17 protein-coding genes and 1 tRNA gene are annotated in these 20628 nt (G+C 64.6%); 14 read left to right on the top strand and 4 right to left on the bottom strand.

Going from position 1 to position 20628, the window contains the following annotated elements; translation table 11 throughout:
- Nucleotides 1-18: 18 nt before the first annotated feature.
- The 6 genes from J0F76_RS03170 (at nt 19) to J0F76_RS03145 (ending at nt 6186) form a co-directional block, all read left to right on the top strand.
- The gene (locus J0F76_RS03170; RefSeq protein WP_207465634.1) at nt 19-894 is read left to right on the top strand and encodes a methyltransferase domain-containing protein; all 876 of its coding nucleotides are present in this window, start codon (nt 19-21) and stop codon (nt 892-894) included.
- 404 nt (nt 895-1298) lie between these two features.
- Nucleotides 1299-1859: a F0F1 ATP synthase subunit delta gene (locus J0F76_RS03165; RefSeq protein WP_207465632.1), complete on the top strand. Its 561-nt coding sequence runs from the start codon at nt 1299-1301 to the stop codon at nt 1857-1859.
- Nucleotides 1859-3394 (top strand): F0F1 ATP synthase subunit alpha, encoded by a 1536-nt coding sequence (gene atpA, locus J0F76_RS03160; protein WP_207465629.1) that lies wholly within the window; start codon nt 1859-1861, stop codon nt 3392-3394. The genes J0F76_RS03165 and atpA overlap by 1 nt, the downstream gene beginning before the upstream one ends.
- 12 nt (nt 3395-3406) lie before the next feature.
- Nucleotides 3407-4285 (top strand): F0F1 ATP synthase subunit gamma, encoded by an 879-nt coding sequence (locus tag J0F76_RS03155; RefSeq protein ID WP_207465627.1) that lies wholly within the window; start codon nt 3407-3409, stop codon nt 4283-4285.
- Nucleotides 4286-4302: 17 nt separating this feature from the next.
- Nucleotides 4303-5727: a F0F1 ATP synthase subunit beta gene (gene atpD, locus J0F76_RS03150; protein WP_207465625.1), complete on the top strand. Its 1425-nt coding sequence runs from the start codon at nt 4303-4305 to the stop codon at nt 5725-5727.
- Between the two features lie 9 nt (nt 5728-5736).
- A complete protein-coding gene (locus tag J0F76_RS03145) occupies nt 5737-6186 on the top strand; it encodes a F0F1 ATP synthase subunit epsilon (RefSeq protein WP_207465623.1) in 450 nt (149 codons plus the stop codon).
- Between the two features lie 46 nt (nt 6187-6232).
- On the opposite strand, the gene J0F76_RS03140 is transcribed toward J0F76_RS03145, so the two are convergent.
- On the bottom strand, nt 6233-7207 hold the full coding sequence (locus J0F76_RS03140) for a GlxA family transcriptional regulator (protein ID WP_207465622.1): 975 nt from the start codon (nt 7205-7207) through the stop codon (nt 6233-6235).
- A gap of 142 nt (nt 7208-7349) precedes the next feature.
- On the opposite strand from J0F76_RS03140, the gene J0F76_RS03135 reads away from it, so the two are divergent.
- The 3 genes from J0F76_RS03135 to J0F76_RS03125 all read left to right on the top strand — a co-directional run bounded on the left by J0F76_RS03135 (nt 7350) and on the right by J0F76_RS03125 (nt 11279).
- On the top strand, nt 7350-8759 hold the full coding sequence (locus tag J0F76_RS03135; RefSeq protein ID WP_207465621.1) for a class II 3-deoxy-7-phosphoheptulonate synthase: 1410 nt from the start codon (nt 7350-7352) through the stop codon (nt 8757-8759).
- Between the two features lie 451 nt (nt 8760-9210).
- Nucleotides 9211-10302 carry an IS630 family transposase gene (locus J0F76_RS03130; RefSeq protein ID WP_207465620.1) on the top strand — a complete coding sequence of 364 codons (1092 nt, stop codon included), beginning with the start codon at nt 9211-9213 and terminating at the stop codon, nt 10300-10302.
- 134 nt (nt 10303-10436) lie between these two features.
- A complete protein-coding gene (locus J0F76_RS03125) occupies nt 10437-11279 on the top strand; it encodes a hypothetical protein (protein WP_207465619.1) in 843 nt (280 codons plus the stop codon).
- Here J0F76_RS03125 and J0F76_RS03120 read toward each other — a convergent pair.
- Together J0F76_RS03120 and J0F76_RS03115 are read right to left on the bottom strand one after the other, a co-directional pair.
- On the bottom strand, nt 11276-12946 hold the full coding sequence (locus J0F76_RS03120; RefSeq protein ID WP_207465618.1) for a formate--tetrahydrofolate ligase: 1671 nt from the start codon (nt 12944-12946) through the stop codon (nt 11276-11278). The two genes, J0F76_RS03125 and J0F76_RS03120, sit on opposite strands and share 4 nt — an antisense overlap.
- A gap of 64 nt (nt 12947-13010) precedes the next feature.
- Nucleotides 13011-13598 carry a uracil-DNA glycosylase family protein gene (locus J0F76_RS03115; RefSeq protein ID WP_207465617.1) on the bottom strand — a complete coding sequence of 196 codons (588 nt, stop codon included), beginning with the start codon at nt 13596-13598 and terminating at the stop codon, nt 13011-13013.
- 162 nt (nt 13599-13760) lie between these two features.
- Between J0F76_RS03115 and J0F76_RS03110 the strand changes: the two genes are divergently transcribed.
- Genes J0F76_RS03110 through kdsA form a run of 3 tightly spaced genes read left to right on the top strand, consistent with a single transcriptional unit; the run spans nt 13761 to nt 16982 of the window.
- Nucleotides 13761-14414 carry an ABC transporter ATP-binding protein gene (locus J0F76_RS03110; RefSeq protein WP_207465616.1) on the top strand — a complete coding sequence of 218 codons (654 nt, stop codon included), beginning with the start codon at nt 13761-13763 and terminating at the stop codon, nt 14412-14414.
- Entirely contained in the window at nt 14398-16143 is a 1746-nt protein-coding gene (locus tag J0F76_RS03105; protein WP_207465615.1) for a KpsE/RkpR family capsule polysaccharide export protein, read from the top strand. The genes J0F76_RS03110 and J0F76_RS03105 overlap by 17 nt, the downstream gene beginning before the upstream one ends.
- A complete protein-coding gene (kdsA, locus tag J0F76_RS03100) occupies nt 16140-16982 on the top strand; it encodes a 3-deoxy-8-phosphooctulonate synthase (protein ID WP_207465613.1) in 843 nt (280 codons plus the stop codon). Before J0F76_RS03105 ends, kdsA begins: the two co-directional genes overlap by 4 nt.
- On the opposite strand, the gene J0F76_RS03095 is transcribed toward kdsA, so the two are convergent.
- A complete protein-coding gene (locus J0F76_RS03095; RefSeq protein WP_207465610.1) occupies nt 16979-18151 on the bottom strand; it encodes a BaiN/RdsA family NAD(P)/FAD-dependent oxidoreductase in 1173 nt (390 codons plus the stop codon). The genes kdsA and J0F76_RS03095 overlap by 4 nt on opposite strands.
- A gap of 94 nt (nt 18152-18245) precedes the next feature.
- Here J0F76_RS03095 and J0F76_RS03090 point away from each other — a divergent pair.
- Together J0F76_RS03090 and J0F76_RS03085 are read left to right on the top strand one after the other, a co-directional pair.
- Nucleotides 18246-18320, top strand: a tRNA-Gln gene (locus J0F76_RS03090).
- A gap of 117 nt (nt 18321-18437) precedes the next feature.
- Nucleotides 18438-20237: a DUF6538 domain-containing protein gene (locus J0F76_RS03085; RefSeq protein WP_207465607.1), complete on the top strand. Its 1800-nt coding sequence runs from the start codon at nt 18438-18440 to the stop codon at nt 20235-20237.
- Nucleotides 20238-20628: the final 391 nt, after the last annotated feature.

Raw genomic sequence — 20628 nt, 5'->3', positions numbered from 1 at the left:
AAGCCGGGCCGGGGCGCAATGCACCACGATATCGCGGATCTCCGCAGCTTCTATTACCAGCGGGCGCTTGGCCGCGTCGTGCAGCGCATCCTGCGCGACCGGCTGGTGACACGGTGGCAGCCCGGGGCGTGCACCGGGATGAACGTCGCGGGATTCGGCTTTGCCGCCCCCATGCTGCGGCCCTACCTGGCGACCGCGCGACGCGTCACGGCGCTGATGCCCGGCCCGCAGGGCGTGATGGCCTGGCCCGCCGGGATGCCCAACCACAGCGTCCTGTGCGACGAGACGGCCTGGCCGCTGGAAACCGGCAGCGTGGACCGGCTGGTGATCCTGCATGGCCTGGAAACCAGCGACGACCCGGCGGCCCTGCTGGCCGAGGCGTGGCGGGTGCTTGGGCCCGGGGGGCGGATGGTGGTCATGGTCCCCAACCGCGCGGGGTTGTGGGCGGCCTCGGACCGCACGCCCTTCGGCCTCGGGCGCAGCTACACCACGGGCCAGATCGAGACGCAGGCGCGCCGGGCGGGCTTCGTGCCGGAATGGCACGGGTCTGCGGTCTATATTCCCCCGTCGGACCGGCGGTTCTGGCTTGGCAGCGCGCAGATGTGGGAACGCACCGGGATGCGGATCAGCCGGGTGCTGATCGCAGGGGTGGTCCTGATCGAGCTTTCCAAGCAGGTCCGCGCACCCATCGGGCCGGATCTGAGGGTGCATGTTCCAAGCCCGCTGCAGATCCTGGACGGCGTGGTGGGACCCCGGCCGGCGCGTCCGCATCTGGAACAAAACTTGCACGATGCGCAAGAATCCCGCGGCTCTTGTCAGGCGAATCGCCCTGAATCTGTCCATAAGGTGAACTGCCGCACCGCAGCAATTCGTCCTATATGGGTATCGTACTGAGTAGCCTGCTGTGACAAGTTCCTCCGCTTTGCCGAGCCTGACGACGCCTAGCGGAATTGCCCGTCCTGTGTATCGTGTTGCCAGTAATGCCCGGCATGAGGCGTCGTCCCCATGGATGACCCTCATGCCGGGTTGTTTTGCCCTGCGTCGCGCCGGTTGAAACCTGGCCAGGACGCCTTGGCGAAGCCCGTTCCGGCAATGGGGCAACCTGCCGCGGTCCAAAGGTCGCAATCCTTCTCATTTCCGTATTCTAGCAGGTTGCCCGAGTTGTTTTCACCTGCTAGAGACGCCGCAGATTTCAGGGCGGCCCTCCATAAGCCGCGCGAACGCGACCCGCACCCCGCGACAGACCGGACAGAAGCCCGGCCCGCCAGCGGGGTTTGCGCAAACCGTAAAGGATGACCGTGGCCAACTCTGTTTCCATGTCCCAGAGCATCGCCGGGCGCTATGCACAGGCCGTCTTCGATATCGTGAAGGATGACGGGGGGCTGGATGCGCTGGCGCAGCAGGCCGACGATCTCCGCGCCGCGCTGGAGGACAGTGCCGACCTGCGCGATCTCATCAGCGCGCCGATCTACACCCGCGACGACCAGGCCCGCGCCATCGCCGCGCTGTCCCAGCGCATGGGCTTCTCGCAGGTGCTGGCGAACACGCTGCAACTGATGGCCAGGAACCGCCGCCTGTTCGTGCTGCCGCAGCTGGTGCGCCAGCTTCAGGCGCTGATCGCCGAGGAACGCGGCGAGGTGACGGCCGACGTGACAAGCGCCGTCGCGCTGACCGACGACCAGCAGCAGCGCCTGCGCGACACGCTGGCCCGGAAATCGGGCAAGACCGTCAAACTGAACACTCGCGTCGATGAGGCTCTTATCGGCGGCATGATTGTCAAGCTGGGTTCGCAGATGATCGACAGTTCGATCCGCTCGAAGCTCGCTTCCCTCCAGAATGCTATGAAAGAGGTCGGATAATGGGAATCCAGGCAGCCGAGATTTCGGCCATCCTCAAGGATCAGATCAGGAATTTCGGGCAGGACGCCGAAGTGGCCGAAGTGGGCCAGGTGCTGTCCGTCGGTGACGGCATCGCCCGCGTCTACGGCCTCGACAAGGTGCAGGCCGGCGAGATGGTGGAATTCCCGGGCGGCGTCCGGGGCATGGTGCTGAACCTCGAGACCGACAACGTCGGCATCGTGATCTTCGGCGACGACCGCCACATCAAGGAAGGCGATACTGTCAAGCGCACCCGCTCGATCGTGGACGTGCCGGTCGGCAAGGGCCTGCTGGGCCGCGTGGTGGACGCGCTGGGCAACCCGATCGACGGCAAGGGCCCGATCGAGGCGACCGAGCGTCGGATCGCCGACGTCAAGGCCCCTGGCATCATGCCGCGCAAGTCGGTGCACGAGCCGATGGCGACCGGCCTGAAGGCCGTCGACGCCATGATCCCGGTCGGCCGTGGCCAGCGCGAGCTGATCATCGGCGACCGCCAGACCGGCAAGACCGCCATCGCGCTGGACACGATCCTGAACCAGCTGAACTACAACGGCCGCGAGGACGACGGCATGAAGACGCTGCACTGCGTCTATGTCGCCGTGGGCCAGAAGCGTTCGACCGTTGCCCAGCTGGTCAAGAAGCTGGAAGAAACCGGCGCCATGGCCTATACGACCATCGTGGCCGCGACTGCCTCGGACCCCGCGCCGATGCAGTTCCTGGCGCCCTATTCGGGCACCGCGATCGGCGAATATTTCCGCGACAACGGCATGGACGCGCTGATCATCTATGACGACCTGTCCAAGCAGGCCGTGGCCTACCGCCAGATGTCGCTGCTGCTGCGCCGTCCGCCCGGGCGCGAAGCCTATCCGGGCGACGTGTTCTATCTGCACTCGCGCCTGCTGGAGCGTTCGGCCAAGCTGAACGAGGCCAATGGCGCAGGTTCGCTGACCGCCCTGCCGATCATCGAGACGCAGGCGGGCGACGTGTCGGCCTATATCCCGACCAACGTGATCTCGATCACCGACGGCCAGATCTTCCTGGAAACCGAACTGTTCTTCCAAGGCATCCGTCCGGCCGTGAACACGGGTCTTTCCGTGTCCCGCGTGGGGTCCGCCGCCCAGACCAAGGCGATGAAATCGGTCGCCGGTCCGGTCAAGCTGGAACTGGCCCAGTATCGCGAGATGGCGGCCTTCGCGCAGTTCGGCTCGGACCTCGACGCCGCGACGCAGCGCCTGCTGAACCGCGGCTCGCGCCTGACGGAACTGATGAAGCAGCCGCAGTATCGCCCGCTGACGAACGCCGAAATCGTGATCGTCATCTATGCCGGTACCAAGGGCTATATCGACAACGTGCCGGTGCGCGAGGTCGTGGCTTGGGAAGACGGGCTGATCCAGTTCCTGCGCAACCAGAAGTCCGACCTGCTGGACGACATGACCCGCAACGACCGCAAGGTCTCGGGCGATCTGGAAGAAGCGATCAAGGCGGCTCTGGACGCATACAACAAGACCCGCGCCTGAGAGGGGGAATAGATGCCCAGTCTCAAGGATCTCAAGAACCGGATCGGAAGCGTCAAGAACACGCGGAAGATCACCAAGGCGATGCAGATGGTCGCCGCCGCGAAGCTGCGCCGTGCGCAGGACGCGGCGGAAGCCGCGCGTCCCTATGCCGACCGCATGGCCGCGGTGATGGCCGGGCTGACCGCGAACGCGGCCGGTTCGGCATCGGCGCCGCGCCTGCTGGCCGGGACGGGCGCCGACCGCAAGCATCTGCTGGTCGTCATGACCTCGGAACGCGGTCTGGCCGGCGGCTTCAACAGCACCATCGTCAAGCTGGCCCGGCAACATGCCGACCGGCTGCGCGGCGAGGGCAAAGAGGTCGCGATCCTGACCGTCGGCAAGAAGGGCCGCGAGCAGCTCAAGCGCGACTATGGCAGCCTGTTCGTCAGCCATGTCGATATGTCCGAGGTCAAGCGCGTGGGTTACGACAACGCCCGCGCCATTGCCGACGACGTGCTGGACCGCTTCGAGGCCGGTGACTTCGACGTGGCGACGATCTTCTACAACCGCTTCGAGTCGGTGATCAGCCAGGTTCCGACCGCGCGCCAGATCATCCCGGCCGAAATGCCCGAAGGCGGATCGACCGGCGGGGCTTCGGCGCTTTACGATTACGAACCCGGCGAGGAGGCCATCCTGGCCGACCTGCTGCCGCGTTCGGTCGCGACGCAGATCTTTGCGGCGCTTCTGGAAAATGCGGCCTCCGAACAGGGGGCGCGGATGACGGCCATGGATAACGCCACGCGCAACGCGGGCGACATGATCGACCGTCTGACGACCGAGTACAACCGCTCGCGTCAGGCCGCGATCACCAAGGAACTCATCGAAATCATCTCGGGCGCCGAGGCGCTCTGACACGTAGGGGTAATCACATGGCAGAGGCCACTGGTAAAATCACGCAGGTGATCGGCGCCGTCGTTGACGTGCAGTTCGACAATCACCTGCCCGCGATCCTGAACGCGCTGGAAACCACCAACAACGGCAAGAAGCTGGTCCTGGAAGTGGCCCAGCACCTGGGCGAGAACACCGTCCGCACCATCGCCATGGACTCGACCGAAGGTCTGGTCCGCGGCGAGCGCGTGACCGACACCGGCGGCCCGATCACCGTTCCGGTCGGCGACGTCACCCTGGGCCGCATCCTGAACGTCGTGGGCGAGCCCGTTGACGAAGGCGCCCCGATCACCGCGACCGAGCGTCGCGCGATCCACCAGCCCGCCCCGGAATTCGCGCAGCAGGCGACCAGTTCCGAGATCCTGGTCACGGGCATCAAGGTCATCGACCTGCTGGCCCCCTATTCCAAGGGCGGCAAGATCGGCCTGTTCGGCGGTGCTGGCGTGGGCAAGACCGTTCTGATCATGGAACTGATCAACAACATCGCCAAGGTGCACTCGGGCTATTCCGTGTTCGCGGGCGTCGGCGAACGGACCCGCGAGGGCAACGACCTCTATCACGAGATGGTGGAATCGGGCGTCATCAAGCCGGACAACCTGTCCGAAAGCCAAGTGGCCCTGGTTTACGGCCAGATGAACGAGCCTCCGGGAGCCCGGATGCGCGTCGCCCTGACCGGCCTGACCGTGGCCGAGCAGTTCCGCGATGCCACCGGCACCGACGTTTTGTTCTTCGTGGACAACATCTTCCGCTTCACGCAGGCGGGTTCGGAAGTGTCCGCGCTACTGGGCCGCATCCCGTCCGCCGTGGGCTACCAGCCGACGCTGGCGACCGACATGGGCGCGATGCAGGAACGCATCACCTCGACCAAGAACGGCTCGATCACCTCGATCCAGGCCGTCTACGTTCCGGCCGATGACCTGACCGACCCGGCGCCCGCCACGACCTTCGCCCACCTGGACGCCACGACCGTGCTGTCGCGCGCGATCTCGGAACTCGGCATCTACCCGGCCGTGGACCCGCTGGACTCGAACAGCCGCATCCTCGACCCCGCCGTCGTGGGCGAGGAGCACTACAAGGTGGCCCGCGACGTCCAGGGCATCCTGCAGAAATACAAGTCGCTGCAGGACATCATCGCGATCCTGGGCATGGACGAACTGTCCGAGGAGGACAAGCTGACCGTGGCCCGCGCCCGGAAGATCCAGCGCTTCCTGTCGCAGCCCTTCGACGTGGCCAAGGTCTTCACCGGCTCCGACGGCGTCCAGGTGCCGCTGGAAAAGACCATCGCGTCCTTCAAGGCCGTGGTGGCCGGTGAATACGACCACCTGCCCGAGGCCGCCTTCTACATGGTCGGCGACATCGAAGAGGTGAAGGCGAAAGCCCAGCGTCTCGCGGCAGAAGCCGCGTAAGGGGGCGAGATGGCCGATACCATGCAGTTCGACCTCGTGTCGCCGGAACGGAGCCTTGTCTCCGTTCCCGTGCGCGAGGTGCGCCTGCCGGGCACGGACGGCGACCTGACCGCCATGCCCGGCCACGCGCCCACCATCGTCACGCTGCGGCCGGGGCTGGTCACGCTGATCGGTGCCGACGGGTCGCAGAAGGACTTTGCCGTGACCGGCGGCTTTGTCGAGATCGGGCCCGACTCCGTCAGCCTTCTGGCGGAACGCGGCCACGCCCGCGAGGAGATGACCCAAGGCCTCTTCAACGAGATGATGGCCGACGCGCATCGCAAGCGCCGCAACGCGGAAGCCAAGCGGGACACGGTGGGCGACGATGTCGTGACCGCCGCTGCCAAGCTGCTGGCGGATATGGCGGCCCTGGGCACCCATATCGGGCTGGACCCCAACCAGTCGACCGTTCCAAGCTGATCGGTCTGGCGTCATGGACCCCGGTGCGATCCGCACCGGGGTTTTTTCATGCCGTGACGGCGCCTGTCCCGCGCTCCCGATAGGGCGTGCTGCCGTAAAGCGCCCGGTAGCATTTGGAAAAGTGCGAGGGGCTGGAAAAGCCCGATGCCAAGGCGACCTCGATGATCGACATCTCGGTCTGCATCAGCAGGTTGCGCGCGCGCGCCAGGCGCGTTTCCATATAATAGCGCTTGGGGCTGCGGTTCAGATAGCGCCGGAACAGCCGTTCCAGCTGCCGCGTGGACATGCCCGCATCGGCGGCGAGCTGGGCCGGACTGATCGGATCTTCGAGATTGCCTTCCATGCGCGCGATCACGGCGGCCAGCCGGGGGTGGCGGACGCCGATGCGGGTCGGGATCGACAGGCGCTGGCGATCCTGGTCCGTCCGGATCGCGGTGTGCAGCATCTGGTCGGCGACCTCGGTTGCCAGGGCGTCGCCATGCGCCTCGGCGATCAGGTGCAGCATCAGGTCGATCGAGGACGTGCCCCCCGCCGCCGTCAGGCGGTTGCCGTCATTGACGAAGATCGACCGATACAGGTCGACCTGGGGAAAGGCCTCGGCAAAGCCGTCGTGGTTTTCCCAGTGGATCGTGGCCTTGCGCCCGTCCAGCAGGCCCGCCTCGGCCAGAACCCAGGCGCCGGTGCAGACCGCGCCCATGGTGGCACCGCTGCGCGCCTGCTTGCGCAGCCAGTTCAGCACGGGCCTTGTCGTGGCCCGCGCGATGTCGGTGCCGCCGCAGACGATCACGACGTCATCGCGTTCGGCCGGCGCCTCGGCGTCCAGCGAGGCATCCAGGGCGACCCTTGCCCCGTTCGAGCAGGTGGCGTGGTCCTGGCCCGGCCCGACCAGCCGCCAGCTGTAAAGCTGCTCGCCTGCGGAACGGTTGGCCAGCCGCAGCGGCTCGATCGCGGCGGTGAAGGGCAGCATGGTGAAACGGTCCAGAAGCAGGAACGTGAAACGGCGGGGTTTGTCGGATGGCATGGGGGTTGTCTTCGCGCGTGGTCGAACGACATCAGCAGGGATTTTCCGTTGCCGCAAGGGGTCCGCTGCGCCGAGGCGCCACCTTCCCCTTTGCCCCATTCCCGTTTATACCGTCACGATCATTTTCCAAGGAGTGCGTGCCATGACGCAGGAGAACCGCAAGACCGCCACCCCGTCTTGGGACAAGGCCGGCTGGCGCGCCTATCCCCGCGTCCAGATGCCGGACTATACGGACCCTGCCGCGCTGCAGGCGGTAGAGGCGCAGTTGCGCCGATATCCGCCGCTGGTCTTTGCGGGCGAGGCGCGTCGCCTCAAGGCGGAACTGGCGCAGGCCGCGGCAGGCCGCGCCTTCCTGCTGCAAGGCGGCGACTGCGCCGAGAGCTTTGCCGAATTCAGCGCCGACAACATCCGCGACACCTTCAAGCTGCTGCTGCAGATGGCGGTGGTGCTGACCTGGGGCGCCCAGATGCCCGTCATCAAGGTCGGTCGCATGGCGGGCCAGTTCGCCAAGCCCCGCAGCGCGCCAACCGAGGTGATCAACGGGGTCGAGCTGCCAAGCTATCGCGGCGACATCATCAACGGCTTCGACTTCACGGCCGATGCGCGGATTCCCGATCCCCAGCGGATGCTGGCGGCCTATACGCAGGCTGCGGCCTCGCTGAATCTGCTCCGGGCCTTCTCGACCGGCGGCTTTGCCGACATGCACCGCGTCCAAAGCTGGATCGCCGATTTCGTGGGCGGTCCCGAGGCCGCGAAATATCGTGACATCGCGAACCGCATCAGCGACGCCATGGCCTTCATGCAGGCGGCGGGCGTGAACTCGGACACGGCGCACCAGTTGTCGAAGGTCGATTTCTACACCAGCCACGAGGCGCTGCTGCTGGAATACGAGGAAGCGCTGGCCCGCGTCGATTCGACCACCGGCCTGCCGGTCGCGGGATCGGGCCACATGATCTGGATCGGCGACCGCACCCGCCAGATCGACGGCGCGCATGTGGAGTTCTGCCGGGGTGTGCAGAACCCCATCGGCCTGAAATGCGGCCCGACCACCTCCTCGGAGGACCTAAAGGTGCTGATGGCCAAGCTGAACCCGGAGAACGAGCCGGGCCGGCTGACGCTGATCGCGCGCTTCGGCGCGGGCAAGGTCGGCGACCACCTGCCGCGCCTGATCCAGACGGTCCAGGCCGAGGGCGCCAATGTCGTCTGGTCCTGCGACCCGATGCACGGCAACATCATCAAGTCCTCGACCGGGTACAAGACGCGGGCCTTCGATTCGATCCTGCGCGAGGTGCGCGAGTTCTTCGCCGTCCACAAGGCCGAGGGCACGATCCCCGGCGGCGTGCATTTCGAGATGACCGGCAAGGACGTGACCGAATGCACCGGCGGCGTCCGCGCCGTCACTGACGAGGATTTGTCGGACCGCTATCACACCGCCTGCGACCCTCGCCTGAACGCCAGCCAGTCGCTGGAACTGGCCTTCCTGGTGGCCGAGGAACTGCGCAACCGTCGCGAGGCTGCAGTGCAGCCGGTGGAAAGCGCCTTGGCGGGATAAGCCTTCCAGGCTGCGCGGCCGCCGGAGCGAACGGCGGCCGCCCGGCAACCCTTGCCATCAGCGTGAAAGGCTTGCAGGCGCTGCCGCGACTTGCTGCCGAACCCGGGGCACGCTGACGACACCCCTTGTTGCCATTGCATGATCGGGTGGTGCGATCGGAACCTCAGCCGTTCGCTGGCACGCCTGGACGGCAACTGCCGAGAGGGGGCCATGCCCCTGACGTCGCCTGGCGTGCGGCCCTCTATCTTGACGAAACCAAGGGTCTGCGAGATGCTTCATGGCGCTGGAAAGACAGGAACCTTTCCAGACATTCCTGGTTAGTCGTTTCACCGTCCCATGGCACCGTGCCTACCATCGGTTCCTGCGCATTATAAACAGCATTTTCATTTGCCTAGTGTTCACCACCTAACGGAAGATTCCTTCTTGTAGTCGCGTCTGGCATGTTCGGCGGATGAGACGAGACGACATCAGCCTTTACCTTGGCCCTGCCGATCGAGCGCGGCTTGAAACCGTGCTCACTGACCGAAACACGCCACGCAAGGTGGTCTGGCGGGCCGAGATCATTCTGGCTACCGACGATGGCTACGGCACCAACGAGATCATGCGGCGTGCAAGGATTTCGAAGCCCACTGTCTGGCGTTGGCAATCCCGCTATCTCGACGAGGGTGTGGCAGGGCTGCTGCGCGACAAGACCCGGCCTTCGCGGGTGCCTCCGCTGCCCCGGGAGACACGGCTGATGGTGATCGCGAAGACCGTGCAGGAGGCTCCTCCCAACGCCACCCACTGGAGCCGCTCGATGATGGCCGAAGCGGTGGGGATCTCTCCTTCGAGCGTGGGACGCATCTGGGCGGAGGCGGGATTGAAGCCGCATGTCTCGCGCGGGTTCAAGGTGTCGAACGACCCCCTTTTTGAGGAGAAAGTCACCGAGATCGTCGGCCTGTATCTGAACCCGCCGGACCGCGCTGTCGTGCTGTGTGTTGATGAAAAATCACAGATCCAGGCCTTGGATCGGACCCAGCCTGGCTTGCCGCTCAAGAAGGGGCGCGCCGCCACGATGACCCACGATTACAAGCGCCACGGCACGACCACCCTGTTCGCCGCGCTTGATGTCAAATCCGGTCTGGTCATCGGTGATTGCATGCCGCGTCATCGGGCACGGGAATTTCTGACCTTCCTGCGCCGCATCGACCGCGTCGTCCGCAAACCACGTGACATCCATCTCGTGCTCGACAACTACGCGACCCACAAGACGCCCGAGGTGCAGGCCTGGCTGGAGAAACATCCGCGGTTCAAGCTGCATTTCACACCAACCAGTGCCTCCTGGCTCAACCTTGTCGAGCGCTTCTTCGCAGAGATCACTGCAAAGCGTATTCGCAGAGGCAGTTATACCAGCGTGAGCGACTTGGAGGACGCAATCTACGACTACCTGGCGCAGCACAACATCCGGCCGAAGCCCTTTGTTTGGACCAAGTCAGCCGACGACATCCTCACCCGTGAACGACGCGCGCTCGACGCACTCGATGGCATCTGCGGGAACAGGTAACAAGCGTCAGATTCAAAACACTAGGTCTATATGAAAGTTTTCAGCATCTTCTTTTTGGTCGTTATGTCGAAATTATTGCCAAATCCTCATTCAAGGTTTCTAATCTCTTAACGCCATTCGGGAGGAGCAAGCCTGTGACTCATGATCCGGCCTATAGGCAGCTATTGACGCTGATCGGCGCACGCAGCCAGCAATGGCTGCGCAGCCGGATTGATCAATTGCCGGTTGCTGCGGATCTCGGCGACAATTTCGCCGATGATGTAACTGAAATCGCGGTCGCTGCATATATATGCTCCGGCCTGCGGGGAACGCCCGTTCCCCTGCAACAATTTATTTCGAATAGATTTAAATCTCGCATTATCCCGAATCCCAAGGCCGGTTTCAGCCGGGGCAGCGGCTCGGCCGATTGGCGCAGCGCCAGGCTGTTCAAGGGCCTCACGGATGTCGATCCGACACCGGCGCTCTCGGGCGCATCGATGTTCCCCGCCGACCGGGCTTCCTTGGTCCGGCCGTTGGAGGCGGCGCTGCTGGCCGAGGCCGAGGAGATGCTGCGCACACCGATTCCCGAGGAGCGGCTGACTGATCAGGCCATTGATACCTATGCCAGCGTCCTGGCCCTGTGCTATTGCTTCGGCATGGAGCGGCCGCGCTTTGCCAGCGCCCGCACCTATGGCGATGCCTTCTCGAACTGCCTGCGCTTTGCCAACTGGGCCGAGCGGAAGGGTCGGCTGATGCCGTTGGCCCAGATGTGCTACTGCCTCTGCCTCATCGATCCGGATCACGATGTTGCCCCGATGCTGGCCGATATCATTTCCAGCCAGCGGCCCGACGGATCATTCCCGGCGCGCATCGGCTTCGGGACCGCCGATCAGGACAACAGCGCCTTGCGGCCGACGCTGGCCGCGCTTGTTGCGCTGCACATGGCCATTTACCGCCGCTGGCATGGCTCGCAGCCGAACCTGCCGATCGCGGCCTAGAACAGCCCCTCGATCTGGCCCAGGTCGTTGAGGCCGATGACTTCGGCGGCAGGATGGCGCGGCAGTCCGGGCATCGTCATGATCTCGCCGCAGATCGCCACAACGAAGCCCGCACCGGCGTTCAGCCGGACCTCTCGGACCGGAATGACATGGCCTTCGGGTGCACCGCGCAACGCGGGATCGGTCGAAAACGAATACTGCGTCTTGGCGATGCAGACGGGCAGGTGGCCGTGACCCTCTTCCTCCCACAGGTCCAGTTGGGCGCGCACGCCGGGCAGGGCCTCGACATGGGCGGCGCGGTGGATGCGGGTGCAGATCGTCTCGATCTTCTGCCACAGCGACATGGAGTCGGGATAGAGGGTGTGAAAATCCGCTTCGCCCCCCTCGACCAGGGCCACCACCTGCCGGGCCAGATCCTCGGCTCCGGCGCCGCCCTTGGCCCAGTGCTGGCACAGGATGGCCTTGGCACCGTGATGGGCGCAGTAGTCCTGAAGCGCCCGGATCTCGGCCGGCGTGTCGCCGGCGAAATGGTTGACCGCGACCACCAGCGGCAGCCCGAAGCCGCGCAGGTTCTCGATATGGCGGCCCAGGTTGGCGCAGCCTCGGACCACGGCGGCGACATTCTCGGACGCGAGGTCTTCCTTGGGGACGCCGCCGTTCATCTTCAGCGCCCGGACGGTCGCAACCAGCACGACGGCATCGGGCGAAAGCCCGGCCAGGCGGCACTTGATGTCCAGGAACTTCTCGGCCCCCAGGTCGGCGCCGAAGCCTGCCTCGGTCACGACATAGTCGGACAGGCGCAAGGCCGTGTCCGTGGCGATGACGCTGTTGCAGCCATGCGCGATGTTGGCGAAGGGACCGCCATGGACAAGGGCCGGGTTGTTTTCCAGCGTCTGGACCAGGTTCGGCTGCAGCGCGTCGCGCAGCAGGACGGTCATCGCCCCGTCCGCCTTCAGGTCGCGGGCGGTCACAGGACGGCGGTCGCGGGTATAGCCGATGACGATCCGCCCAAGTCGCGCGTGCAGGTCGTCCAGGTCGCGGGCCAGGCAGAGGATCGCCATCACCTCTGACGCCACGGTGATGTCAAAGCCTGTCTGCCGGGAAAACCCGTTCGACACGCCGCCAAGTCCCACGACGATGTCGCGCAGGGCACGGTCGTTCATGTCCATCACGCGGCGCCAGGTGATCCGGCGCGTGTCGATGTCCAGGTCGTTGCCCCAGTAGATGTGGTTGTCGATCATCGCGGCCAGCAGGTTGTGGGCGGCCGTGATCGCGTGGAAGTCGCCGGTGAAATGAAGGTTCATCTCCTCCATCGGCACGATCTGGGCATGGCCGCCGCCCGCCGCGCCGCCCTTCATGCCGAAGTTCGGCCCAAGGCTCGCCTCGCGGATGCAGACGGTCGCGCGCTTGCCGATGCGGTTCAGCGCGTCGCCCAGGCCGACGGTCGTTGTCGTCTTTCCCTCTCCCGCAGGGGTGGGGTTGATGGCCGTCACCAGCACCAGGCGGCCGCGCGGCCGATCCGCCAGCCCGGCAAGGGCATGATGCGAAATCTTCGCCTTGTCATGGCCATACCGCAGGATGTCGCTGTCGCTCAGGCCCAGCCTGGCGGCGATCTCGGCGATGGGCAACTTGCGGGCGGCGCGGGCGATCAGGATGTCGGTCGTCATGGAAACGGCATGGCCCGACCAGTGTCACCCTGTCAACCGATGGCTTGCGCCGCCCGACGAAAGTTCAGTCGTTGCGCGTCAGCTCGGCGCGGACGGCGCCCCGCAGGGCGGGCAGAAGGTCTGTCTCGAACCACGGGTTGCGGCGCAGCCAGCCGGTGTTGCGCCAGGACGGATGGGGCAGGGGGAAGACCGCCGGCGCATGGTCGCGCCACGACGCGACCGTGGCGGTCACGTCCCGCTGCCCCAGGTGCCACCGGATGGCGTATCCGCCCACCAGAAGCGTCAGCCGGGGCTGCAACTGCTGCAACACCTGATGGCGCCAGGTCTGCGCGCAGAGGGACGGCGGCGGCAGGTCGGACCCGCGCAGGTCATAGCCCGGAAAGCAGAAAGCCATCGGCACGATGGCAATGCGGTCGCGATCGTAGAAGATCGACTGGTCCACGCCCATCCAGTCGCGCAGCCGGTCGCCCGACCTGTCCGTGAAAGGGCGTCCGCTGCGATGCACGCGCATTCCGGGCGCCTGCCCGACAACAAGGATGCGCGCGCCCGGCCTGAACCAGACGACCGGCCGGGGCTCGTGGGCCGTGGCGGTGTCGGCGAAACGCGGCGCGCACAAGCGGCAGGCGGTGATGGAGTGTTCAAGCGATGGCATGGGGAACAGATAGTGAAAATGCGGCGTGTTTGTAGGGGTGACAAGAAGCGGGCCTTCGGGCATCACGGAGGGTGAAAACTGGACACATCGCTCGCCCAATACTAGTGTCGCCCGCGCCGGGCTGTCCGGAATTGCGAAGCTGCGCGGCGGCAGGGATGACCGATGCTGGAATTCGACAATGTCTCGAAGTCCTTCTGGACGGGAACGCGGCGCAAGGTGATCCTGGATCAGGCATCCTTCCGGGTCGAACTCGGCAATTCGCTGGGCATCCTTGCGCCGAACGGGACCGGCAAGACCACGCTGGTCAACATGATGTGCGGGCTGGAAAAGCCCGATGAGGGCACGATCCGCCGGACCTGCCGCATTTCCTTTCCCCTGGGCTTCATGGGGGGCGTCGTCAGCAAGCATTCCGCCAACGAGAACGCGCGCTATATCGCCCGGATCTACGGGCTGGATCCGGATTATGTTTCCGCATTCACGCGCTGGCTGACGGATATCGACGAATATTTCGACATGCCCGTCGGGACCTATTCGGCCGGGATGAGGCAGCGATTTACCTTTTCCCTGCTGCTCGCGCTTGAATTCGACATCTACCTGATCGACGAAGGCATGCCGCAGACGACGGATGCCGAATTCAACCGCAAGGCTGGCGCGGTCCTTTATGACCGGCTGAAAACCGCGACCGTCGTGATCGTGTCCCACCAACCCGCCACCATCGAGAAATTCTGCCGGTCGGCCGCCATCCTGCGCGACGGTCGGCTTTATTCATTCGAATCCCTTGCTGAGGCGAAACAGTATTATGACTACACCGCCTAAGGCCCGCCGCTATCACGCCTCGGCAGCCGAATCGGTTCGCCCGCAAGCCCAGCCGCAAGCGGGCGACGCGGCCGAACGCCCGTTCTCGGACGCCAACATCCGGATTTCGGTCCGCAAGAAGGCCGGGGGGGCGGGCGCCTTGCCAGAGGACGAGCGTGCCCGTTTCATGCGCACCGACCCCGTCGACGACGGGCTGGGGCATGTTCCGCCGACCAACGTGCCCGAACCCGCAAGCGAGGATGAACTGGACGCGCAACTGGACCTGATCCGCAAGGAGAACCTGTCAGAGCGCCAGTTGCGGATCGCGCGCCGGATCGCGACCCTGCACCAGATCGAGGTCGGCTCTGACGAGGAGGCCGTGCTGCGCTTGCGGCAGCGTGGCATCGATCCGTCGCACCGCGCGGCCCTGGGGCAGATCCTGTCCAGCGAAGGCACTCGCGCGCAGGCCAAGCCTGCGGCAAACACGCCCGTGGTGATGCCGCGAAAGGGTCCCGCGGCGCCCGCCGTGAAGCCCGGCACCGATGTCGGTCCCGTCCGGAGCGAACTGCCTTCGCGAGAGGTGCTGACCGAGGAAAAGCGCGCGGCCGAGATATACCGCATCCAGCGCGACATCGCGCTGCGCCGGCGGCGGCGGATGGTCATGCTGACGCTGCGGTTGCTGGCGTTCGTGATCATTCCGACCGCGCTGGCGGGCTGGTACTACTTCCGGCTTGCCACGCCCTTGTACGCGACCGTGTCGCAGTTCCGCATCCAGTCCGCCCAAAGCCAGGGCGGCATGGCCGGCGGCCTGGGCGATGCCGTGACCGGTGGGCTGATGGGCACGAACACGGATTCGGTGGCGGTACAAAGCTACCTGACCTCGCGCGATGCCATGCTGCGGCTGGACGCGGACAAGGGCTTCAGGGGGGCTTACCAGAACCCCGCCATCGATCCCGTCAAGCGGCTTTCCGCAGATGCCACGAACGAGGAGACGTTCGAGCTTTACCGGAAATCGGTCAAGATCGGCTACGACCCGACCGAGGGGATGATCGACATGGAGGTGATCGCCCCCGATCCCCAGCAAAGCCACGACTTTTCGCTGGCGCTGATCGCCTATGCGGAAGAACAGGTGGACCAGATGACCTCTCGCCTGCGCGAGGATCAGATGGAAGGCGCGATCCAGATCTACGAGGATGCCGAGGCCAAGGTGCTGGCGGCGCAGCGCCGGGTGCAGGAACTGCAGCAAACGCTGGGCGTCCTGGATCCGGCGGCCGAGGGCACGGTGATCATGAACCAGATCTCGGCCCTTGAAACGCAACTGGCCACGAAGCGCCTTGAACTGGGACAGTTGCTGTCGAACCCGCAGCCGCTGGAAAGTCGCGTCACCGCCGTCCGGGGCGACATCACTCGGCTGGAGGAGATGATCGCGGAAACGCGGACGCAACTGACCGAAAGCAATGACGGGCGCAATTCCCTTGCGCTCATCTCGGGCGAACTGAGAATTGCGGAAAGCGACCTTCTGACCCGGCAGGAGCTGCTGGCCACCGCCGCCGCGCAGATGGAAGCCGCACGGATCGAGGCCAACAAGCAGGTCCGCTATCTGTCGCTGTCCGTCGCGCCCGTGCCGCCGGACGAGGCGACCTATCCCAAGGCATTCCAGAATACGCTGGTGGCCTTTCTGATCTTTTCGGGTATCTATCTGATGCTGTCGCTGACAGCCTCGATCCTTCGCGAACAGGTATCCACATGACCCCGCCCAAGCACATCCGCATCCGCAACCTTTCCTGCGGCAACGATCTGCCCCTGACGGTGATTGCCGGTCCCTGCCAGCTTGAAACCCTGGACCATGCCCTGATGATCGGAGAGCGGATGGCCGAGGCCTGCGCGAAGGCCGGGGCAAGCTATGTCTTCAAGGCCAGCTACGACAAGGCCAACCGGACTTCGCTGAAGGGACGGCGCGGCGTGGGGATCGAGGAAGGGTTGACCATCCTGTCCACGGTGCGCGACCGGCTTGGCTGCCCGGTCCTGACCGACGTTCACGATGCCGGGCAAGCGGTTCTTGCGGCGCAGGCGGTGGACGTGATCCAGATCCCCGCCTTTCTGTCGCGCCAGACGGATCTGTTGCTGGCCGCGGGGAAAACCGGCGCGGTGGTCAATATCAAGAAGGGGCAGTTCCTGGCCCCCTGGGACATGGCGAATGTCGCCGACAAGGTCGCCTCGACCGGGAACGACAACATCCTGCTGACCGAACGCGGCGTCAGCTTCGGCTACAACACGCTGGTGGCTGACATGCGGTCCTTGCCGATCATGGCGCGCACCGGCTATCCGGTCATCATGGATGCGACGCATTCCGTGCAGCAGCCGGGCGGGCAGGGGGGCTCGTCAGGCGGGCAGCGAGAGTTCGCGCCCGTGATGGCCCGCGCGGCCGTGGCGCTGGGTGTGGCGGGCGTCTTCATCGAAACGCATGAGGACCCCGATTGCGCGCCCTCGGACGGGCCGAACATGATCCCGCTGGACCGGATGCCCGCCCTTGTCGAATCGTTGATGACGTTCGACAGGCTGGCCAAGGCCGACCCGGTGATGGGCTAGGCGCGTCCTGCCGCATCCGCGGACGCCCATGCCCATTGGAAGTTATAGCCGCCCAGCCAGCCCGTGACGTCGACACATTCGCCGATGAAGAACAGCCCCGGCATCTTGCGTGCCTGCATGGTGCGGGCGTCCAGGTCGCGCGTGTCGATGCCGCCAAGCGTCACTTCCGCCGTGCGATAGCCTTCGGTCCCTACCGGGCGAACCTGCCATCCGTTGACGCGCGCGCCGATCGCCTCCAGCCGCTTGTTCGGCTGGTCGGCCAGCCGCGCCTGCGTCAGACCCGTTTCCTCGCAGATCGCGGCAGCCAGACGGGCGGGAAGGAAGCGGCCGAGGGCCGAGGCGACGCTGACCCGCCCTGCCTGGCCGCGACCTGCCTTCAATTCTGACGCAATGTCGTGGTCGGGGGCCAGGTTGACCCGCAGCGTCTCGCCCGGCGTCCAGAAGCTTGAAATCTGCAGGATCACCGGCCCGCTGAGCCCGCGATGCGTAAACAGCAGCGCATCCCGGAAACCGCCGCCGCCGTGACGAATCTCGGCCTCGACCGAAACGCCTGCCAGGGGGCGGCAAAGCGCCAGTTCCTGTTCGGCAAAGGTCAGTGGAACAAGAGCCGCGCGGGTCTCGACCATGCGCAGTCCGAATTGCGCGGCAATGTCATAGGCGAACCCCGTGGCTCCGATCTTCGGGATGGATTTGCCGCCGGTCGCCACGACCAGTTGCGCGGCGCGGACGGTGCCTGCAGATGTCTCGACCATGAAGCCAATGCCGTCGTGGCTGACGGTATGCAGGGCGGTTTGCATCCGCAGCTCGGCGCCTTGCATCCGGTCCAGCAGCATCCTCGTGATCTGCGTCGCCTTTCCGTCACAGAACAGCTGCCCTTGCGTCTTTTCATGCCAGGAAATGCCGGCCTGGTCGACAAGCCGCACGAAGTCCCGGGCGCCATAGCGGGACAGCGCGCTTGCAGAGAATCGCGGGTTTCGGGACAAGAACCTGTCCGGCGCGGTGGCGAGATTGGTGAAGTTGCACCGCCCGCCGCCCGAGATGCGGATCTTTTCGCCCGGATTTCCGGCATGATCCAGCACCAGGACGCGCCGTCCTTGGCGAAGGGCCGAGCCTGCGCAGAACAATCCCGCCGCTCCGGCGCCCAAGATGAGAAGGTCAACTTGTTCCATCCGCGCGGCATAATGCCCGTTTGGAATACTGACAAGTTTTGGTATTTTTCGGCTTGCACCCCCGCGCAGGCTTGGCTATTCACCCTCCCACAGTTGGGGCGTGGCCAAGTGGTAAGGCATCGGTTTTTGGTACCGTGTACCGTAGGTTCGAATCCTACCGCCCCAGCCAACATCATCCAAGTTCTTGAAAGCTTTACCTGAAGAGGCCGCGAGGCAGTCAAAGGGACTCATGTCCTCCATGATTGCCCATCAATGGTGCTGCGCCCAACCGTAAGGGGGCTTAAAGGTGGGCATCGTCAACTTCGTCTTTCGACGCGGCGCAATCTACACGTGGCGACGCAGAATTCCGGCCAGGGTGCCATGCGACGGAATTCACCTTCAGATCAGTCTCGGCACGGCTTGCCCGTGGACAGCGCGACGCCTTGGCGGCATCGTGACGTTCGAAAGTGATCAGGTTTTCGAGGCGATGGCGCTGGACGGATTGACGCGGGAGGCCGCGAGGAAATGGCTTGAGCGTGTGGTTCGGGAGGAGCTTGAGCGCATCGACCGGCGCAATCGGGCGCAGTCGGATAGCCGCGAGACGGGCTATGCCCGAACCAATGCAGCCGAAGATCGTGCGCTGGGGCATGCCTTGCGACTTCTCGCCCGAGACGGGGTCAGCGCCGATCTTGGCGAAGTAGAACGCGCGGAGATCGTTGCTGACGGTGTTCCGGCGCAGGACCTGCCGAAGATTGACAGCTACCTCCAGCAAGCCGCAGGCGAAGCTCTGAGCGAGGCTGTAGAGACGAAGATCAGACGCGCCGCTGCAGAGCTTGCAGGCCTCCCAGGGCTGAACGTCCATCAGTTTCTGGACTCGCGGCAGATCTACCTCCGCGGACGCGCGGCAGCCTATCTCAGTGCCAGCCGTCGAACTGATCCCAAGCTGACAGAGGCGCTCGATCTTGCCGAATCCCTCACAGGGAAAACTGTCAGCGCGCCTCCGACTGCCTCTCAGATCAGTGAATCACTGCCGGAGGAGGAGCCGGACTACGACCCGGCGATTTCTGCTGTCGCCGATCGGTTGGCCTCAAAGAAGGAAGCGCGGGGCAAGGCAACCGATACGACCGCCTATCAGATCAGAAACACGGCAGCTCTGCTTGTCGAGGCAACTGCGGTCAGCGATATCCGCAGACTGCGGCAGGCGGACCTTGCTCGCTTTTGCGATACCATGGCGCAACTGCCGCCAACATATCGCAAAAGCTCGAAAGAGAAGAACATGCCACTGTCGGAGATTATCGCCGCAGCCTCCGCGCGTGAGGCGGAGGTCGGACTTGCTCCGGCGACAGTGAACAGGAACCTCGGCTTCATCGGGCAGATGCTGAAGCAGGCGAGGTCTGAAGGGATCGCTCTCGACCCCTTGCTGGACATCAGCGACTTGCGGGAGACTGACGAAGAGGACGAACAGGAGAAAGTCCCACCATTCGCGCGGGACGACGTTGTCGCCATCTTCAATGGGGCAATCTGGCGCGGCAGCGCCAGCACCAGCAGCCGAACCAAGCCAGGGGAGATTATTGTTCGCGACGGCCTGTTCTGGATCCCGCTTATTGCCGCTTATTCCGGCGCCCGCCGCGAGGAGATTGCAGGCCTTCTGTGTGACGAGATCATTCAGGAAGAGGGGGTGTGGGCGTTTAGCATCAAGAACAATAGACTTCGCCGGATCAAGAACAAGCAGTCACGGCGCAAGGTCCCAATCCACGAACACCTCATCGAAATGGGCTTTCTCGCCCACGTCCAAGCCCTGGCGAATGGGCCTGTATTCCCAGAATTGAAGCGCAAGTCAAAACGCGCTGGCCTGGGCGCCAGCATTGCCTACCATTGGAGCAAGACCTTGGAGAAGCAGTTGGGTCAGGCGGCACAAGACAAGAACTTCCATTCATTCCGGCATTACGTAACCAACGAGTTGCGATACGAGCAAGGGTTGCCGGAGGTGACACGGCACCACCTGCTCGGTCACGCGCTGGCCGGAGAAGAGGACAGACGCTACGGAAGCAGGACGCCGCTGACCATGCTGAAACCCGCTATCGACGCTTTGCCCCGCGTGTTCTGAGCGTAGGCCAAACTTATAAGCGGGGCTCCGCCCCGGGCCCCGTTCGGGAAGGAAGGGAAGAGGATTGGGCTCGTTCCCGAACCCGCGCGGTAGCGCGGCGAAGGAGAAACGTAAGCTCGCATTTTGAGTAATAGACATTTCTCGAATAGAAAAATATTAGTTTTTTTTAAAATATTATTTTTCTGGCCGGGCCAGCATGGCCGGCCGCAAGGATGATGAATATCATCCGCGCAATTGCCCGCAGGGCGATGGAGCGCCTCCCCGGCGTAAGGGGCAGACAGGTAGCTTTCAAAGCTACCTACATGTTGATTTCCACCCAGAAGTGACCCAGGTTTTCCATCGAGAACTGACCCACCTTTGATTATGGTTTTCGGGTCATTCAGTGGTCAAG

This window comes from Paracoccus fontiphilus, assembly GCF_017356265.1.
Lineage (GTDB): Bacteria > Pseudomonadota > Alphaproteobacteria > Rhodobacterales > Rhodobacteraceae > Paracoccus > Paracoccus fontiphilus.
This window is presented reverse-complemented; position numbering and strand designations above follow the sequence as displayed.

Coding starts and splice junctions, on each gene's coding strand:
- J0F76_RS03170 (WP_207465634.1), top strand. CDS start 19: ATGCACCACGATATCGCGGATCTCCGCAGCTTCTATTACCAGCGGGCG.
- atpA (WP_207465629.1), top strand. CDS start 1,859: ATGGGAATCCAGGCAGCCGAGATTTCGGCCATCCTCAAGGATCAGATC.
- J0F76_RS03155 (WP_207465627.1), top strand. CDS start 3,407: ATGCCCAGTCTCAAGGATCTCAAGAACCGGATCGGAAGCGTCAAGAAC.
- atpD (WP_207465625.1), top strand. CDS start 4,303: ATGGCAGAGGCCACTGGTAAAATCACGCAGGTGATCGGCGCCGTCGTT.
- J0F76_RS03145 (WP_207465623.1), top strand. CDS start 5,737: ATGGCCGATACCATGCAGTTCGACCTCGTGTCGCCGGAACGGAGCCTT.
- J0F76_RS03140 (WP_207465622.1), bottom strand. CDS start 7,207: ATGCCATCCGACAAACCCCGCCGTTTCACGTTCCTGCTTCTGGACCGT.
- J0F76_RS03135 (WP_207465621.1), top strand. CDS start 7,350: ATGACGCAGGAGAACCGCAAGACCGCCACCCCGTCTTGGGACAAGGCC.
- J0F76_RS03130 (WP_207465620.1), top strand. CDS start 9,211: ATGAGACGAGACGACATCAGCCTTTACCTTGGCCCTGCCGATCGAGCG.
- J0F76_RS03120 (WP_207465618.1), bottom strand. CDS start 12,946: ATGACGACCGACATCCTGATCGCCCGCGCCGCCCGCAAGTTGCCCATC.
- J0F76_RS03115 (WP_207465617.1), bottom strand. CDS start 13,598: ATGCCATCGCTTGAACACTCCATCACCGCCTGCCGCTTGTGCGCGCCG.
- J0F76_RS03110 (WP_207465616.1), top strand. CDS start 13,761: ATGCTGGAATTCGACAATGTCTCGAAGTCCTTCTGGACGGGAACGCGG.
- J0F76_RS03105 (WP_207465615.1), top strand. CDS start 14,398: ATGACTACACCGCCTAAGGCCCGCCGCTATCACGCCTCGGCAGCCGAA.
- kdsA (WP_207465613.1), top strand. CDS start 16,140: ATGACCCCGCCCAAGCACATCCGCATCCGCAACCTTTCCTGCGGCAAC.
- J0F76_RS03095 (WP_207465610.1), bottom strand. CDS start 18,151: ATGGAACAAGTTGACCTTCTCATCTTGGGCGCCGGAGCGGCGGGATTG.